Annotated in this window: 15 protein-coding genes; 11 read left to right on the forward strand and 4 right to left on the reverse strand. The window is 67.4% G+C overall.

Going from position 1 to position 15,433, the window contains the following annotated elements:
• Positions 1 to 48 precede the first annotated feature (48 nt).
• The 8 genes from D3H34_RS29980 to D3H34_RS30015 all read left to right on the forward strand — a co-directional run bounded on the left by D3H34_RS29980 (position 49) and on the right by D3H34_RS30015 (position 9,361).
• Positions 49 to 732, forward strand: a complete 684-nt coding sequence (locus D3H34_RS29980) for a GntR family transcriptional regulator (protein ID WP_119558412.1) — start codon at positions 49 to 51, stop codon at positions 730 to 732.
• Between the two features lie 274 nt (positions 733 to 1,006).
• On the forward strand, positions 1,007 to 1,852 hold the full coding sequence (locus D3H34_RS29985; RefSeq protein WP_119558438.1) for a DUF6502 family protein: 846 nt from the start codon (positions 1,007 to 1,009) through the stop codon (positions 1,850 to 1,852).
• Positions 1,849 to 3,216: a DUF5666 domain-containing protein gene (locus D3H34_RS29990; protein ID WP_119558414.1), complete on the forward strand. Its 1,368-nt coding sequence runs from the start codon at positions 1,849 to 1,851 to the stop codon at positions 3,214 to 3,216. Before D3H34_RS29985 ends, D3H34_RS29990 begins: the two co-directional genes overlap by 4 nt.
• Positions 3,217 to 3,593: 377 nt before the next feature.
• The gene (locus D3H34_RS29995) at positions 3,594 to 4,064 is read left to right on the forward strand and encodes a hypothetical protein (RefSeq protein WP_119558416.1); all 471 of its coding nucleotides are present in this window, start codon (positions 3,594 to 3,596) and stop codon (positions 4,062 to 4,064) included.
• 389 nt (positions 4,065 to 4,453) lie between these two features.
• The gene (locus D3H34_RS30000; protein ID WP_119558418.1) at positions 4,454 to 6,133 is read left to right on the forward strand and encodes a sensor histidine kinase; all 1,680 of its coding nucleotides are present in this window, start codon (positions 4,454 to 4,456) and stop codon (positions 6,131 to 6,133) included.
• A 35-nt stretch (positions 6,134 to 6,168) separates the two neighbouring features.
• A complete protein-coding gene (locus D3H34_RS30005; protein ID WP_119558420.1) occupies positions 6,169 to 6,858 on the forward strand; it encodes a response regulator in 690 nt (229 codons plus the stop codon).
• 61 nt (positions 6,859 to 6,919) lie between these two features.
• On the forward strand, positions 6,920 to 7,693 hold the full coding sequence (locus D3H34_RS30010) for a response regulator transcription factor (RefSeq protein WP_119558422.1): 774 nt from the start codon (positions 6,920 to 6,922) through the stop codon (positions 7,691 to 7,693).
• A 177-nt stretch (positions 7,694 to 7,870) separates the two neighbouring features.
• The gene (locus D3H34_RS30015) at positions 7,871 to 9,361 is read left to right on the forward strand and encodes a nucleobase:cation symporter-2 family protein (RefSeq protein ID WP_119558424.1); all 1,491 of its coding nucleotides are present in this window, start codon (positions 7,871 to 7,873) and stop codon (positions 9,359 to 9,361) included.
• 68 nt (positions 9,362 to 9,429) lie between these two features.
• Here the strand turns inward: D3H34_RS30015 and D3H34_RS30020 are convergent, their stop codons facing one another.
• From D3H34_RS30020 to D3H34_RS30030, 3 genes are read right to left on the reverse strand one after another with little or no spacing between them, the layout of a single operon-like run.
• The gene (locus D3H34_RS30020; RefSeq protein ID WP_119558426.1) at positions 9,430 to 10,422 is read right to left on the reverse strand and encodes a DODA-type extradiol aromatic ring-opening family dioxygenase; all 993 of its coding nucleotides are present in this window, start codon (positions 10,420 to 10,422) and stop codon (positions 9,430 to 9,432) included.
• Entirely contained in the window at positions 10,419 to 10,883 is a 465-nt protein-coding gene (locus tag D3H34_RS30025) for a nuclear transport factor 2 family protein (protein WP_119558428.1), read from the reverse strand. The genes D3H34_RS30020 and D3H34_RS30025 overlap by 4 nt, the downstream gene beginning before the upstream one ends.
• On the reverse strand, positions 10,880 to 11,734 hold the full coding sequence (locus D3H34_RS30030) for a fumarylacetoacetate hydrolase family protein (RefSeq protein ID WP_286186459.1): 855 nt from the start codon (positions 11,732 to 11,734) through the stop codon (positions 10,880 to 10,882). Before D3H34_RS30030 ends, D3H34_RS30025 begins: the two co-directional genes overlap by 4 nt.
• Positions 11,735 to 11,981: 247 nt before the next feature.
• Between D3H34_RS30030 and D3H34_RS30035 the strand changes: the two genes are divergently transcribed.
• Entirely contained in the window at positions 11,982 to 12,755 is a 774-nt protein-coding gene (locus D3H34_RS30035) for a helix-turn-helix domain-containing protein (RefSeq protein ID WP_119558432.1), read from the forward strand.
• A 5-nt stretch (positions 12,756 to 12,760) separates the two neighbouring features.
• Here the strand turns inward: D3H34_RS30035 and D3H34_RS30040 are convergent, their stop codons facing one another.
• Positions 12,761 to 13,618, reverse strand: coding sequence for an aldo/keto reductase (locus tag D3H34_RS30040; protein WP_119558434.1), 858 nt, complete (start codon positions 13,616 to 13,618; stop codon positions 12,761 to 12,763).
• Between the two features lie 272 nt (positions 13,619 to 13,890).
• Between D3H34_RS30040 and D3H34_RS30045 the strand changes: the two genes are divergently transcribed.
• Entirely contained in the window at positions 13,891 to 14,982 is a 1,092-nt protein-coding gene (locus D3H34_RS30045; RefSeq protein WP_119558436.1) for a tartrate dehydrogenase, read from the forward strand.
• Positions 14,983 to 15,027: 45 nt separating this feature from the next.
• Positions 15,028 to 15,433 (forward strand): ABC transporter permease (locus tag D3H34_RS30050; protein ID WP_147400520.1); only part of this gene is annotated, 406 nt, incomplete at its 3' end.

Consider the following 15,433-nt stretch of genomic DNA (forward strand, 5'->3'; position numbering starts at 1 on the left):
CCCTCCCCCGCACCCGGCGACGCTCCAGCCGACGCTGGCACCGCCCCCATGGACAAGAACAGCTCCATCGAAAGCATCGCCAACGACATCGCCACCGCGATCGTCGAGAAGCGGCTGCCGCCGGGCACCTGGCTGCGCGAGGAAGCGCTGGGCCGGGTCTATTCGGTGAGCCGCACCAAGGTGCGCGCGGCGCTTTTGATGCTGTCGAAAGACAAGCTCATCGAGATGATTCCCGACAAGGGCGCCTTCGTCTGCCAGCCCTCGGTGGACGAGGCGCGCGAGGTGTTCGCGGTGCGCCGCATCCTCGAGCGCGAGGTGGTGCGCCTGTTCATCGCCAACGCGCGGCCGCGCGACTACCAGACGCTGGAGCAGCACATCAAGTTCGAGCGCGCCGCGCTGCGCCAGTCCACCACCATGGGTACGGTGCGCGAGAAGCTGCTGGGCGACTTCCACGTGGCGCTGGCCGAGGCCACGGGCAACCACACGCTGGCCGAGATGGTGCGCGAGCTGGTGGCGCGCAGCTCGCTGATCGCCATGCTGTATCACTCGTCGAACGACCCGCACTGCTCGTCCGACGAGCACTCCGACTTCCTGCGCCTGTGCCGCAAGGGCGACGTGGAAGCGGCCGTGACCTGCATGATCGAGCACCTCGAACGCATCGAGGCGAGCCTCGAACTGGGCACCGAGAAGCCCGACCGCCAGCTCGACCTGGTCAAGGCCCTGCTGGCCTGACCTCCCCTGCGCCTGTCGCCCGCGCGGCCCCTCGCTGCCGGCAGGTTGCACGGCGACATAGACAACCTGACCAGCCGGTCGGCCGACCAGCCCGGCACCACCGGCCGGACGGCCGCACGATGCCCGAGCGATAAGACTTTGGCTCACTGGCCGACAAAACACAGTCCAAAGCTTTCACTCCAGCGCAGTGCGCAGGACAATGGGGGCGTTGATGGTGGTCGGAGGCGCCGCCTCCGATCCTGTGGCATCGCACTTTCAGGACAACACACGCGTCATGGAACAACGGCTGGACTGGGCCCTGGCAGCCTGCTCACGCATCCTCCGACCCGTGGTGAAGCTCGCACTCGCGATGGGCATCAAGCACCCCCACCTGGAGGAGTTGCTGCGCGACCTGCTGATCGAGGAGGCGCAGCACACCTGGCGCAGCCAGGGCGTTCCCAAGCCCAACCTGAGCCAGCTGTCGGTCACCACCGGCCTGAACCGCAAGGCGGTGACCGCCAAGGTCCGCGCCACCGTCGATCCCCTGCCCCACACCGAACTGTCGGCCGCGGCCAAGACGTTCACGCTGTGGCTGCAGATGCTGACCGAAGATGAATCGCTTCGGCGACTGCCTGTCACGGCAGGCCACACGGCCCCCTCTTTCGAGGCGGTCGCCCGCCTGAGCAGCCGCGGCAACGTTCACCACCGCACCATCCTCGACGAGTTGATCCGTCTGAACATGGTGACGGAAAACGAAGGCGTGGCCGAACTCGCCGCCGACGGTTTCGTGCCCGTGCAGGACCTGCAATCCATGCTGGCTTTCCTGGGAGACAACGGCCGGGATCACCTGCTGGCGGCCGTCGCCAACACGCTGGGCGAGCAGCCCCGCATGCTCGAGCGCGCGGTGTACGCGCGCGGGCTCTCGCTGATCGATTGCGAACAGATCCACCGCCTGGTGCGCGAGCGCTGGTCCGCCCTGCACCACGAGCTCGCCCAGGAAATGGCGCAGGCGGTCCACCGCGCGCCGGACCGCGCCCAGGGGCGAATCCGGGTCGGCATCTACACGTACTACGAAGACGAGGGCAGTCCGCCACCGCCCCCGCCTGCATCCACGTCCCCTGAAAGTGAGCGCACATCATGAGCACGATCAAGACACCCCGCCGGCTCATCCTTGGCTTGTTCTGCGCCGGCCTCATGGCCCTGGTGATGTCCTGCGGAGGCGGCGGTGGTGGTGCTGGCGGCGGTGGCTCGACGGCAGGTCTGGGCTTGGGTTCGGGCACCGCGATCGGCGGTGACAGCCCGAGCGGCACGGGCACGGGCGGGGATGCGACCGGGTCCGGCACCGGTGCGGGCTCGGGCACTGGCAACTCCGGCCCCGGCTCTGGCGACACCGCCAGCAACAACACCGGCGGCTCCGGTGTCGGCTCGGGCGGCACCGGCGTGACCGCGGATGCCGCCGGCATCGGCGCCGTGGACGGCCTGGGCAGCATCATCCTGAACGGCCTGCGCTACGACACGGACACGGCCACCTTCACGGTCGAGGACGCCCCTGAGCTCCAGATCGGCATGAGCGCGCGGGTCGCCGGCAAGGTCGACCCCGACTTCACCCGCGGCATCGCGACCCAGGTCGTCTCGGGGGCCGAACTGCGCGGCGCCGTCTCGCGCATCGATGTGGGAGCCGGCAGCTTCGTCGTGATGGGCATCAGCGTGAGCATCGATTCGGCCACGGTCTGGGCCGACGCGAACGGACTCGCAAGCGTTGCCGATGGCAGCCTCATCCAGGTATGGGGCCTGCCCGGTGCGCCAGGCACGCTGCGCGCCACCCGCGTGCAGATCGCCCCCACGCTGACCGCCCCGCTGGTCACGGGCGCCATCCAGAACCTCGATGCGACGAACCAGACCTTCACGCTCGGCCAACTGACCGTCGGCTATGGCGGCGCCAGCTTCGCGGGCATCGACGCGTCGTCGCTGGCCAACGGCGTCATCGTGCGCGCCCGTGGCACCACCGCACCGACCGGCAGCGCGTTCACGGCGACCAAGGTGGAAGGCTGGTACGCGATACCGGCGAGCAACGGCATCGCACTGCAGCTCGCGGGGGTCATCACCGATTTCGCCTCGCGCGGCGCCTTCAAGGTGCTGGGCACGCCGGTCGACGCCACCAACGCGCAGATCACGGGCGGCCCCGTCGGTTCGCTCGGCAACGGCGTGAAGGTCGAAGTCGACGGCTTCATGTCCGGCGGGGTGCTGGTCGTCAAAAAGCTGCGCATTCGCCATGTGCCGGGCACGGGCGGGCCGGCGTCGTTCACGCTCATCGGCGCCATCGGCGGCTACCAGTCTCCCGCCTCTTTCCGGGTCCAGGGCCAGCCGGTGGACGCCAGCGGGCCGGGTACCACGTTCGAGAACGGTACCGCTGCGAACCTGGCCAACGGCCAGCGCGTGACCGTCGTGGGAGACCGGGTGGTCGACGGCGTTCTGATCGCCCAGCGGGTGACATTCACCCCCTGACCAGAGGCGGCGGGGCTCCCCGCCGGCCAGCCGCTTCGCCCGCCCCACCCGGTGGCAGGCGAAGCCGGGGACTTTCATATCCAGTTCGACACCGCCGCACTGCGGCGCGCCTGCGCGCGTGCAGTCGCGCCGGATAACACCTTCGGCCATCTATCGCCAAATTCATGGCGTAAGTACGAAAAAGGGACTAAAGTGAAAAAATCACATTTTTTACAAGGGTGGCTTCCGTGTCTGTCCCAGCGCGTTCAGTGCGACCGTTGCTCCCCGTTGGCACCCCAGGCGAGCGCCTGCCGAGTGCCACCCCTTGCGGAGCTGCACGTCGGATGCCTGTTCGCTGCCGGGCCTGCCGACGCCGCTGACATTGCGAGGAGCACCGTATGCCGCTCATCCTTCTTCTTCGGCTTCTGCACAAGCAATTCCCGGTCATGCTCACCGCGGAGGCGGACATCCGGCACGCATCGGTCCTGGTGGCGACCGGACTCATCGAAGCCGAGTTCCATGTCGACAACTTCGGTTACCAGCGGTACGAGAGCGCCCAGGTCTTTGCCATCACGGAAGAAGGGCATGCGGAGATCGCCAACCTCTGCCACGGCGGCGCCGGCCCCCAAGAAGAACGCCTGCAATGGACCGTGATGCCGCTCGATTACCTGCGCCGGATCGGCAACTCGACCTTTCCCCTCCATACCGAGGACCCGTCGGAGATCAATTCCGTGGCGGTCCTTGAAGCAGCCGGCATGGTGGAGGCCACCCTCCCCCCGATCTGCCGCGCACGGCAGAAGTTGCGGCAGGCGACCGTCTTGCGGGTCACGCCCCTGGGACGGACAGCGCTGGTACCACGGCGGCGCTGAACCCCGAAGTGCGGATCGCACGGCGCTCCAGTCCTGGCGCGTGGGCGGATGGGTGCGTCCGGCGCGCCCGAACACCGCTCCCCCCGTCCCCCTCCTGTCGCACCTCCATGAAACGGGTACCCGTTTGCCATGCAGCAGCCCTCGGCCGAGGCGCAAGCGCCCCCGTGCGGCGATGGAAAAGCCTGCACGCCACGCAATTGCAACCACATGCAACAGACGTCACACATCACTCACACGGTTCGGCGCTCATTGCTTTCGAGAACCAAAGCAGTAATGTGAAACCTTCACATACACGAATTCATCGGCAAGAAAAAATGAACGCCAAGCTGTTTCAGCTGAACTTCGGTCCACGCGGCGCATGAAACAGCTCGTGCAAAGGATGCCTTCCCATGCGCGCCCCCGTCTCCGCCTCGAGCCTCGACACCAGCCTGTCCACGGATGCCCTCATGGCAGCCCGCATGCGGCTCGTGCTGTCGATTTCGGCGGTGCTGGCGATGGCGGTCAATGCGGGGCCGCCGCGGCAACCGGTGGCCAGCGCGGTCTGGCTGGCCTTTTGCGGATACCTCCTGCATAGCGTGCTGGTGCACGCCTGCACGCAGGCGGGCTGGCGCCATGTCCAGGGCAAGGCCGTGCACTGGTCCGACGTGCTGTGGTTCACGCTGATCATCTTCGTGACCGACGGCGTGCAGAGCCTGTTCTTCCTCTTCTACTTCTTCGCCATCCTCACCTCTTCGTTCCGCTGGGGCTTCGAGGAAGGCGCCCGCGTGACGATCGTCTCGGTCGCGTCGTTCGCCGCCTGCGGGCTGGGCACGAGCACGGCCGATGCGCCGCAGTTGCTGATGCGCACGACCTTCCTGCTGGCACTGGGACACATGATCGTGCACTGGGGCGGCTCCAAGCTCATCCTGCAGCGGCGCCTGACCTTGCTGGGCGACATCAGCCAGCTCTCGAACCCGCGCTTCGGCGCGGGCCGCACCATTGCCCGCACGATGGAAAAGACGATGGCCTTCTTCAAGGCCAGCCATTGCATCGTCATGACGCGGGACACCACCACCGGCAACTGGACCCTGCGCACGCTGCGCAAGGACGACACCTGCGAGCACGTCGGTGTCGAGACGATCGGCGGCATCGCCGAGTCGCCGCTGGTGACGCTGGGGCATCCGCACACCGTGCTGAGCAACCGCCTGCCCTGGCCCCTGCACCTTTTTCTCGCCCGCAGCCACGTGCACGGCCCCGGCGCAAGCGGCTGGCACCCCGAAGGCCGCGACGGCGCCAGGCGCAGCGCCGCCGTGGCCGCCATGCTCGAGGCCCGCGCGTTCATCAGCGCCGCGCTGCCGTTGCGGCTGGGCGAGGGGCGCGTGTTCATCTCCTCGCGCAACGGCCACTTCAGCAAGTCCGATGCACTGTTTCTCGCGCACCTCATGGAGCAGATCTTCCCGGTCATCGAGACCATCGAGGTGCTCGACCGCATGGCCTCGGAAGCGGCCGCGACCGAGCGCCTGAAGATCTCGCTGGACCTGCACGACACCGCCGTGCAGCCCTACATCGGGCTGCGCATGGGCCTGTGCGCCCTGCGCAAGAAGGCCACCGCGGACAACCCGCTGCTCGAGGACCTCGACAAGCTCGCCGAGGTGGCGAACGGCGTGATCGCCGATCTGCGCCGTTTTGCGGGCACGGTCAAGCACGGCACGGAAAGTCCGTCCGGGCTCGTGCTGCCCCAGCTGCACCACCAGGCCGCGCGCGTCCAGGGGCTCTACGGCATCGAGATCTCGGTGAACGTCGAAGGCCCCGTGCGTCTTGACGACCGGATGACCGCGGAAGTCCTGCAGATGGTGGGCGAAGGCCTGAACAACATCTGCAAGCACACGCAGGCCCGGCGCGGCAGCGTGCGCCTCGGCTGCCGGGACGGCCGCCTGCACCTGCGCATCGAGAACGAAGGCGGCGAAGAGAACTTCGCGCAGTTCCGGCCACGCTCCCTCAGCGACCGCGCGGCGGCGCTGGGAGGCCGCGCGCAGGTCAGCCGGTGCAGGGGCGGCGGCACCGCGGTGCTGATCGAGATCCCCATCTGAGACACAACGCACGACAACACCCCGAGGAGTCCCTCATGCAGACAGAACAAGCCCGTCCCATCGGCGTCCTGCTGGTGGACGATCACCAAACCATGCTGTGGGGCCTGTCCCGGCTGATCGACGGCGAACAGCCGCGCATGAAGGTCGTCGCCACCGCCGGCTGCTGCGAAGAAGCCGTGGCGCACACGCAGAGCCTGGCCCCCGACGTCATCGTGCTCGACCTCGACCTGGACGGCCATTGCGCCCTCGACATCCTGCCGCAGCTGCTGTCGAACGAGGTGTCGCGCGTCGTCGTGCTGACAGGCGAACGCGAGCAGCGCACCCTGGACCTTGCGGTGCTGCGCGGCGCGCGCGGCGTGATGCGCAAGGACGCCTCGGCCGAGCAGCTGCTCGATGCAATCGAGCGCGTGCACCACGGCGAGCTCTGCGTCGACACCCAGACCATGGGCCGCGTTCTCTCGGAACTCACCTCGGTGAAGAAACCGCCGAAAGCCGACCCCGAGTCGGCCAGGCAGGCCAGCCTGACCCAGAAGGAGCGCGACATCGTCCGCACCGTGGTTCACGGCAGCGGCGCCTCCAACAAGACCCTGGCCAGCCAGGCCTTCGTCACCGAGCACACGCTGCGCAACCATCTCACGTCGATCTACCAGAAGCTTGGCGTGGCGAACCGGCTCGAGCTGTACATCTACGCCGTCAAGCACCACCTCGACGCGGTGGTGCACTGACGCGCGGAGCCTGCGCTCGACGCAATCGGCATTCGTCACTCACGCCGACCGGGGCAGGCACATGGTCGATCACAGGCTCATCAGCTCTGGCGAGAAGGCTTCCGTCGGTGTTTGCGCGCCGGCCGCGAGGCTGTGGCCGGACTTCCTGGTCGGCCAGGAAAGCTCGCCGGTGCGCGTGCTGCTCGTCGACGACGACGAGTACATGCGCCGGGTGATCGCCCAGGAGTTGCTGTCGGACCTGCGCATCCAGCTCGAGGGCCAGGCCGACAGCGTTCGCGAGGCGCGCAGGCTGCTGGCCACCCACACCTTCGATGTGTTGATGCTCGAATTGCAGCTCGGCGACGAGATGGGCTTCGAGCTGATCGCCGAGACACGCCTTCAGCACCGCAACAGCGAGGTCATCGTCATCTCCTCGCTCGAGGACGATGCCCATGTGCTGCGCGCCTTCGAGCTGGGCGCCATGGGGTACCTGCTGAAGAACGCCTGGCTGCAAAGCTTCGCCGATGCCGTGCTGCACGTGGTGAACGGCGGCGCCGCGATCACGCCGCGGCTCACCCGGCGCCTGCTGCACCGCCTGGACTACCACGCCCGCGAACCGTTCGCCGACACCCCGCCGCCGCCGCCGCGACTGCCCGCGCGCGAGACCACGCTGACGCCGCGCGAGAGCCAGGTCCTTCGCTACGTGGCATCGGGCTACGCCTCGGCGCAGATCGGCGCCAAGCTCGGCATCACCGGCCAGACGGTCAACGTGCACATCAAGAGCATCTACAAGAAGCTGCACGTGCATTCGCGCGCCCAGGCGGTGAACTTCGCCGTTCACACGGGCCTGATCTGAGCAACGGCGCCCTCGCCGCGCGGGCTGGCACCGTTCGCCGGTACTTCCACGGATTCGGGTTTTCCTGAATCCGGATTGCCGCATAAATTGTATACAGTTTCGCGTACACAACGTGTGGACGCCGAGCGCAAGCGCGTCGTCCGCGCACACTCCCATCGCCGCGCCAGGAGACAAACGATGACGGCAGAGACCCTTTCCAGCAAAGTCCATCCCGTGGACCAGCGACTGCCCTCGGGCAAGCTCGCGGCCCTCGGACTCCAGCACGTGCTCGTGATGTACGCCGGGGCCGTCGCGGTGCCGCTCATCGTCGGGCGCGCGCTCAAGCTCTCGCCCGACGAGGTCGCGCTGCTGATCTCGGCCGACCTGTTCTGCTGCGGCATCGCCACGCTGATCCAGGCGCTGGGCGCCACGCAGTGGTTCGGCATCCGCCTGCCCGTGATGATGGGCGTGACCTTCGCCTCGGTGGCGCCCATGGTCGCCATCGCCAACGCCAACCCCGGGCAGAACGGGGCGCAGCTGCTGTTCGGCGCGATCATCGGGGCGGGGGTGATATCGATCATCATCGCGCCGCTGGTCAGCCGCATGCTGCGCTTCTTCCCGCCGGTGGTCACGGGCACGATCATCGCGGTGATCGGCATCAGCCTGATGCGCGTAGGCATCAACTGGATCTTCGGCAACCCCGTGGGCCCGACGGCCCCCGCGCTGGTCGATCCGGTCTACGCCAAGTGGCTGGCCGAAGTCACCTCGCCGGGCAGCTCGATTCCCGCGGTGCCCAAGGGCTTCGCAATCATGCCCACCGTGCCCAACCCCAAGTACGCGGACCTCTCGGGCTTCGGCGTGGCCGCACTGGTGCTGGTGTCGATCCTGCTGATCGTGAAGTACGCCAAGGGCTTCATCGCCAACATCTCGGTGCTGCTGGGCATCGTGATCGGCGCTGTCGTGGCCTCGATCACCGGCCTCATGACCTACGAGAAGGTCGGCAAGGCCGCCTGGGTCGACGTCGTGCTGCCCTTCTACTTCGGCATGCCGCAGTTCGACCCGATCCTGATCCTCACGATGACGCTGATCATGATCGTGGTGATGATCGAATCGACCGGCATGTTCCTGGCGCTCGGCGAAATGACCGACCGCAAGATCACCCAGAAGGACCTGGCCAAGGGCCTGCGCACCGACGGCCTGGGCACGCTGATCGGCGGCATCTTCAACACCTTCCCTTACACCAGCTTCTCGCAGAACGTGGGCCTGGTGGCCGTCACCGGCATCAAGAGCCGCTACGTCTGCGTGGCCGGCGGCATCATCCTGATCGTGCTGGGCCTGCTGCCGAAGATGGCCGCGCTGGTCGAATCGCTGCCCACCGTGGTGCTCGGTGGCGCGGGCCTCGTGATGTTCGGCATGGTGGCCGCCACAGGCATCCGCATCCTGTCGGGCGTGGACTTCAAGAACAACCGCCACAACGCGATGATCGTCGCGGTGTCGATCGGCGTCGGCATGATTCCGCTGATCGCTCCCAACTTCAAGCAGTGGATGCCGCATGCGATCCACTCGCTGATCGAGTCGGGCATCCTGCTGGCATCGATCGTGGCCGTGCTGCTGAACCTGTTCCTCAACGGCGCGAAGCACGACGAAGAAGCCGTGATCGCAGCGGCCAAACACGCCGACGCGCACTGACCCGCGCGAGTCCCCTCCCCTGATCGGCAAGGCGCGTGCGCGTCTTGCCGATTTTTCGTTTCAGCGGATCAGGACGGCACGCCCGCGCTCACCATGCCGTAGCCGATCCCGTATTCCAGCGTCGGCGCATAGGTGCGCTCCTTCGGCGGTCCGCCACCGGTCGCCAGATGCGCTGCCGTCGCGGCGATCCAGGTGTGAAGCTCGAGAAAGCCGATGCCCGCGGTCTCGACGATCGCCGCGGGGTTCCAGGCATCGAACACCGAGAGGTCGTTGCCGCACAGCAGGCGCAGGAACTCTTCGTCGACGTCGGGGTTGAGCCGGATGTCCTCGCGCGTTCGCGCCCCGTTCACCAGCATGTCGGCGCCTTCGACATGCATGTCGTACAGGCGCGAGAGCCACTGCTCGTCGGTGAAGCTCCCGCCCCGCTCGCCCTCGACCTGGTAGGCAGTGACTGCAGGATCGCCATCCCCCACCAGCGGGAAGTAACGTGTCGGGTGATGCGACAGCCCGCCCGATCCGATCAGCAAGGTGCGCACGCCGGTCTTCCTGATGAACCGGCCGATCGACTCGCCCAGCAGCCGCGACCGGCGGAACGGAAGAAACGGCGGCGCCAGCGCGCCAATGAACACGGGGATGACCGGATAGCGATGCAACGCCCCCGTCAGCCGCTTGAGCGGTTGCGAAAACCCATGGTCGACGCGCATCTTGTACGACACGGCCGTGTCGAGGTCCTCATCCCGCAGATGCGCCACCAACGCCTCGGCGATGTCATGCGGCACATCGAAGTGCCCCGGGAATCCGCCCACGTCGGCCACCGCCTCGCATGCCAGCCCCACGCAATGCGCCGGCATGCAGGACAGCGGAAAGCCCGCGAAGTGATCGGTGCCCAGTTCGATGACCAGCTCGGGCGCGAACGCTTCGATGCCGGCGATGCAGCGCTCGTAGTGCGCCAGGATCTGCGGCTCTTCCACGGGCGCCTTGGCGCGGATCATGATGATCGGCGAGTGCGAGACGCACACCAGCGCGGACTCGCCCGGTGTCTTGTCGATCGGCCCGTTCATGATGGGCTCCCCAGCGCCAACGGCGAGACCTTGCCGTCGCGCTGCACGAAGCGCCAGGTGACCACGCGCTGCGCATAGCGCCAGCAGCCGTCCGCCTCGCGCTCGTAGATGTCGTCGTAGTCGGCCACCAGGAACGGCTCGGCCACGAGCGGTGGTTCGCCGTCCTGCGCGAACAGCGTCAGGATGCACTGGCCCTGGATGCGGCTGTCGCTCTCGTGCGTCAGGCGCAGGTTGGTGAAGATGTGGCGCGCCGTGCGCTTGCCTGCGGCGGCACGTTGGCGGTAGGCGGCGCGGATCGCCTCGCGCCCCACGCTCTTCTCGCCCGTCGATCGCGCATAAAAGCCATTCGCGGTGAACAGGTCGACCACCGTTTCCGGCTCGCCGCGATCGATGCGGTAGGCGAACTCCGCGTTCAACGCATCGATCTCCAGGCGCGCCAGCAGTTGCTCGTGCCGGCTCATGCCAGCGCCTCGTCCAGCACCCGCACGCCGTTGGTGAGCGTGCCGATGCGCTCGATGGCCACCGACACCGGCCCGCCCAAGCGCAGCAGATCGATGTTCTGCACCGCGCCACCGCCCGTGGACGACTTCTTCAGCGCCGTGCCCAGCGAGATCACGTCCCCTGGAAGCAGCGTCATGTAGCTGGAGATGAAGGCGATGACTTCGGGGGTCTTGAACGTCAGGTTGGCTGTGTTGTCGTGCGTGACGACCTCGCCCCGATGGATGCAGGAGATGTCGAGCGTGTGCGGATCGGCGATCTCGTCGCGCGTCACCAGCCAGGGTCCCATGCAGGCAAAGGTGTCCGCGCCCTTGTAGCGGCCCGGATAGCTCACCCAGGTGTCGACGAAGGCGACCTCGCGCGAGTCCGGCGACTTGGGGTGGATCGCGCGGTAGTGGAAGGTGTCTTCCCCGCGCATCGTCGCGCCCGTGATGTCGTTGTGCACCGTGTAGCCGAAGACATGGGCATAGGCGTCCTCGGCCCGGATGTTCTTCCCGCCGGTGCCGATGATGACCGCGAGCTCCGGCTCCGGGTGCGTGCGGCCATAGTGCGGCTTGCATTCGATGTCCTCGCCGTGCCCGATGAGCGCGCTCGACGGCTTGATGAACATCGCCGGGTGCGCGGGGCCCTGCAGGATGCGATCGGCATTCGCGCTGTTGTTCAGTGCCAGGCAACAGATCTTGGAGGGCCGGCGCACGGGCGCCTGCAACTGGACCTGCGCAATGAGCACGGCCGTGGCGGCGTCGAAGGCAGCGGCGCCAACCCCGGTCAGTGCGGTCAGCGCCTGCGGGCCGGCCTCGATCAGCTCGATCATGGTCCGAGGTTCGGGCCACTCACCGCCCAGCTGACGCCATGCGTGACTCAGTTCGCAGACCGTTGTCTCATCCGCACTGACGATGCCGATCCTGTCGCGGCCGCCGTGTCGATAACTTGCCAGTTTCACCTTGAGAACCTCCTGTACGAAGGCCTTCAGGTTAGTTCGATTGGTCGTTTCGAAGCCGGGAATTCCGCCGTGTTCCGGCAGGCGAAACGGGAGAGGGGCCGTCACTAGAATTTGCGCCATGACCGGCACCCGTGGCAGCAACTCGATTCGCGCAGTGGAGCGTGCACTGCGCCTGCTCGCCGCGCTCAACGAGCGGCCCGGCATGGCACTGAAAGACCTTCACCAGCAGCTCGACCTTCCCAAGCCGACCGTCCACCGCCTGCTCAGCACCCTGCGCGAGTTGGGGTACGTGGCGACCGAAGGCGATGGCGGCGTCTACCGGGTGACGGAGAAAGTGCGCGAGATCGGTGGCGGCTATACGGAGCGCAACCTGGTCGTCGACGCAGGCACGCCCATCGCCTTGCGCGTCACGCGCCAGATCAAGTGGCCGCTGGCCATCGGCACGCTCGACCAGGACCGCATCGCGGTCCGATACAGCACGATGCCCTACAGCCCGCTGGCCGTTCTTGCCACGACCGTCGGGCATCGCCTGGGCCTGGTCGAAAGCGCGATGGGGCTGGCCTACCTGTCATTCTGCAGCGAGACGGAACGCCACGCGCTGCTCGCGGCCCTGCCCCACGACACAACCACCGACGATTCGCCGGACCCGAAGGTTCTCAGCGCCTTGCAGACGACCCGCCGACGGGGCTACGGGCTTCGCCAGCCGAGCCGCGGCGAAGACAGCGCGACCGTCGCGGTGCCCATCGTCTGCGGCGACGACGTGCTGGGCGTGCTCAGCATGACGACCTTCGGCAACTCGATGACACCGGCCATGCTGCGCCAGCACGTGCCGATCCTGCAAGAGACCGCGCGCGAGATCGCGCAGGCGGTCGAAGGCAAACGGCTCGGCTGAAATCCTCAGATCATCGCGAGCGGTGTCTTGCGCTTCGGTACCGGATAGATATGGTCGAGCGCCGACAGCGTCGCCGCATCGAGCTGCAGCTGCGCCGCCGCCCAGTTCTCCTTCAGGTGCGCACTGCGCACCGCCTTCGGAATCGCCGCCACGCCGTCCCTGGCCATGACCGCCGCCAGCGCGAGTTGTGCGGCGCTCACGCCGAGTTCCGCGGCGAGTCGGCCCAACGCCTCATCCCCCGCCAGCGCGCCCTGGTCGATCGGGCTGTAAGCCATCAGCGGCACACCGCGTTCGCGCTGCCAGGGCAGCAGGTCGAACTCGGGGCCGCGCTCGCCGAGCGACAGGTACACCTGGTTGGCCGCGCAGGCCGGGCCGCTGCCGACGACCTGTGCCAGTTCCTCCATGTCGTCGGTGTCGAAGTTGCTCACGCCCCAGTGGCCGATGCGGCCGGCCGCCACCAGCTCGTGCAGGGCCTCGACCGTGTGCGCCAGCGGATGGTTGCCGCGCCAGTGCAGCAGGTACAGGTCGATGCGGTCCAGGCCCAACCGCGCCAGGCTGCGCTCGCAGGCCTGGCCCGTGCCGCGCCGGCTCGCGTTGTGCGGATAGACCTTGCTCACGATGAAGAGCTCGTCGCGCCGCACATCGCCCGCGCGCAGGGCATCGGCCACGGCCTGCCCGACCACGGTTTCAGCGCCGCCCTCGCCGTACATCTCGGCCGTGTCGATCAAGCGGTAGCCCAGGCCGATGGCTTCGCGCACCGCGGCCACCTCGGTCGCATGGCGGGTGACGTCTTCGCCCATGCGCCAGGTGCCGAGACCGAGAACCGGCATCTCGCCGCCGGTGGGGAGTGAAAGTGTTCGCATGCGCGCGATGGTACGAAGGCCCTCATGGCGGGTGCTTTCGTACGGTTTTCTTGCCTCAATGCCTTCTAATTTTTAGAAGCTCAAGTCAGTTTGATGACCATGAATTACTTATTCGCCCTTGCGATCTGACGTTTTGGCCTTCTCTTTTTGTCAACGCCTCGTGGGTGCCAACCCCCATCGCGCACGCCCCACCCGCTCCTAGAATTTTTTGACGGCCCGGTGTCACAAGCGTCGGCGCTCTTATCGAAACGGTTCAGGAACAGGTTGAGTCAATGCAGCAGAAGCAAAAGCACAGGATTGCCGTCATTCCCGGAGATGGCATCGGCGTCGAAGTCATGCCCGAGGGCCTGCGCGTGCTCGACGCGGTCAGTCGGCGCTTCGGCATCGATTTCGCGTACGACCACTTCGACTGGGGCTCCGACCACTACGTGCGCACCGGCCTGATGATGCCGGCCGACTGGGCCGACAAGATCCAGGGCCACGACGCCATCTACTTCGGCGCCGTGGGCGACCCCGCCAAGGTACCCGACCACATCGCCGTGTGGGGCCTGCTCATCAAGATCCGCCGCGACTTCGACCAGTACGTCAACCTGCGCCCCGTGCGCCTGATGCCCGGCGTGCCCGGTCCGCTGGCGCACCGCAAGCCCGGCGACATCGACTTTCTCGTGGTGCGCGAGAACACCGAGGGTGAATACACCTCGGTGGGCGGGCGCCTGTTCGAAGGCACGCCGCGCGAAATGGCGATCCAGGAAGCCGTGTTCACCCGCGTGGGTGTGGACCGCATCATCGACTACGCCTTCCAGCTCGCCAACCGCCGCAAGCGCAAGAACCTCGTGGCCGCGACCAAGTCGAACGGCATCTCGATCACCATGCCCTACTGGGACGAGCGCCTGGCCGAGATCGCCACGCGCTATCCCGACGTGGCAACCAGCAAGTACCACATCGACATCCTGTGCGCGCACTTCGTGCAGCACCCTGACTGGTTCGACGTGGTCGTGGCCTCCAACCTGTTCGGCGACATCCTGTCCGACCTGGGCCCGGCCTGCACCGGCACCATCGGCATCGCGCCGTCGGCCAATCTGAACCCGGAGCGCAAGTTCCCGTCGCTGTTCGAGCCGGTGCACGGCTCGGCGCCCGACATCGCGGGCAAGGGCATCGCCAACCCCATCGGCCAGATCTGGTCGGCCGCGCTGATGCTCGACCACCTGGGCGGCGACGACCCCGTCTACGCGCAGGCCTCGGCCGCCGTGCTCTCGGCCATCGAGACCGTGCTGAGCGAAGGCCCGCGCACGCGCGACATGGGCGGCACGGCCAACACCGTGGACGTGGGCCGCGCGATCGCCGAGTGCATCGCCTCGGCATGACGCCCCGGGCGTCGCCGGCATTCCTTCGCTGCCTGGGAGACTGAGGTGGGACTCTTCCTGCTCAAGCGCACCCTGACACTGATCGGTACCCTGATCGGCGCCTCGGTCATCGTGTTCCTGGTCCTGGAGATCCTGCCCGGCAACGCCGCGCAGATGCTCATGGGCCCGGACGCCTCGCCCGACGCCGTGGCCGCCCTGGCCACCAAGCTGGGCCTGGACCAGCCCGCGTGGACGCGCTACTGGCACTGGATCGCCGGCCTGCTCACCGGCAACCTGGGCGACTCCTACGCCTACAGCTCGCCCGTCATCGACCTCATCCTGGAGCGCCTGGCCCTCACGGTGCCGCTGGCCGTGCTGGCCATGGCCCTGACCGTCGTCATCGCCCTGCTCGTGGGCGTGACGGCCGCCGCGCGCCACAACAAGCTGGGCGACGTGGGCCTCATGGGCATGG

Source organism: Acidovorax cavernicola (assembly GCF_003581445.1).

Coding starts and splice junctions, on each gene's coding strand:
- D3H34_RS30005 (WP_119558420.1), top strand. CDS start 6,169: ATGCAGACAGAACAAGCCCGTCCCATCGGCGTCCTGCTGGTGGACGAT.
- D3H34_RS29995 (WP_119558416.1), top strand. CDS start 3,594: ATGCCGCTCATCCTTCTTCTTCGGCTTCTGCACAAGCAATTCCCGGTC.
- D3H34_RS29985 (WP_119558438.1), top strand. CDS start 1,007: ATGGAACAACGGCTGGACTGGGCCCTGGCAGCCTGCTCACGCATCCTC.
- D3H34_RS30000 (WP_119558418.1), top strand. CDS start 4,454: ATGCGCGCCCCCGTCTCCGCCTCGAGCCTCGACACCAGCCTGTCCACG.
- D3H34_RS30035 (WP_119558432.1), top strand. CDS start 11,982: ATGACCGGCACCCGTGGCAGCAACTCGATTCGCGCAGTGGAGCGTGCA.
- D3H34_RS30025 (WP_119558428.1), bottom strand. CDS start 10,883: ATGAGCCGGCACGAGCAACTGCTGGCGCGCCTGGAGATCGATGCGTTG.
- D3H34_RS30015 (WP_119558424.1), top strand. CDS start 7,871: ATGACGGCAGAGACCCTTTCCAGCAAAGTCCATCCCGTGGACCAGCGA.
- D3H34_RS30040 (WP_119558434.1), bottom strand. CDS start 13,618: ATGCGAACACTTTCACTCCCCACCGGCGGCGAGATGCCGGTTCTCGGT.
- D3H34_RS30030 (WP_286186459.1), bottom strand. CDS start 11,734: ATGATCGAGCTGATCGAGGCCGGCCCGCAGGCGCTGACCGCACTGACC.
- D3H34_RS30020 (WP_119558426.1), bottom strand. CDS start 10,422: ATGAACGGGCCGATCGACAAGACACCGGGCGAGTCCGCGCTGGTGTGC.
- D3H34_RS30010 (WP_119558422.1), top strand. CDS start 6,920: ATGGTCGATCACAGGCTCATCAGCTCTGGCGAGAAGGCTTCCGTCGGT.
- D3H34_RS30045 (WP_119558436.1), top strand. CDS start 13,891: ATGCAGCAGAAGCAAAAGCACAGGATTGCCGTCATTCCCGGAGATGGC.
- D3H34_RS29980 (WP_119558412.1), top strand. CDS start 49: ATGGACAAGAACAGCTCCATCGAAAGCATCGCCAACGACATCGCCACC.
- D3H34_RS29990 (WP_119558414.1), top strand. CDS start 1,849: ATGAGCACGATCAAGACACCCCGCCGGCTCATCCTTGGCTTGTTCTGC.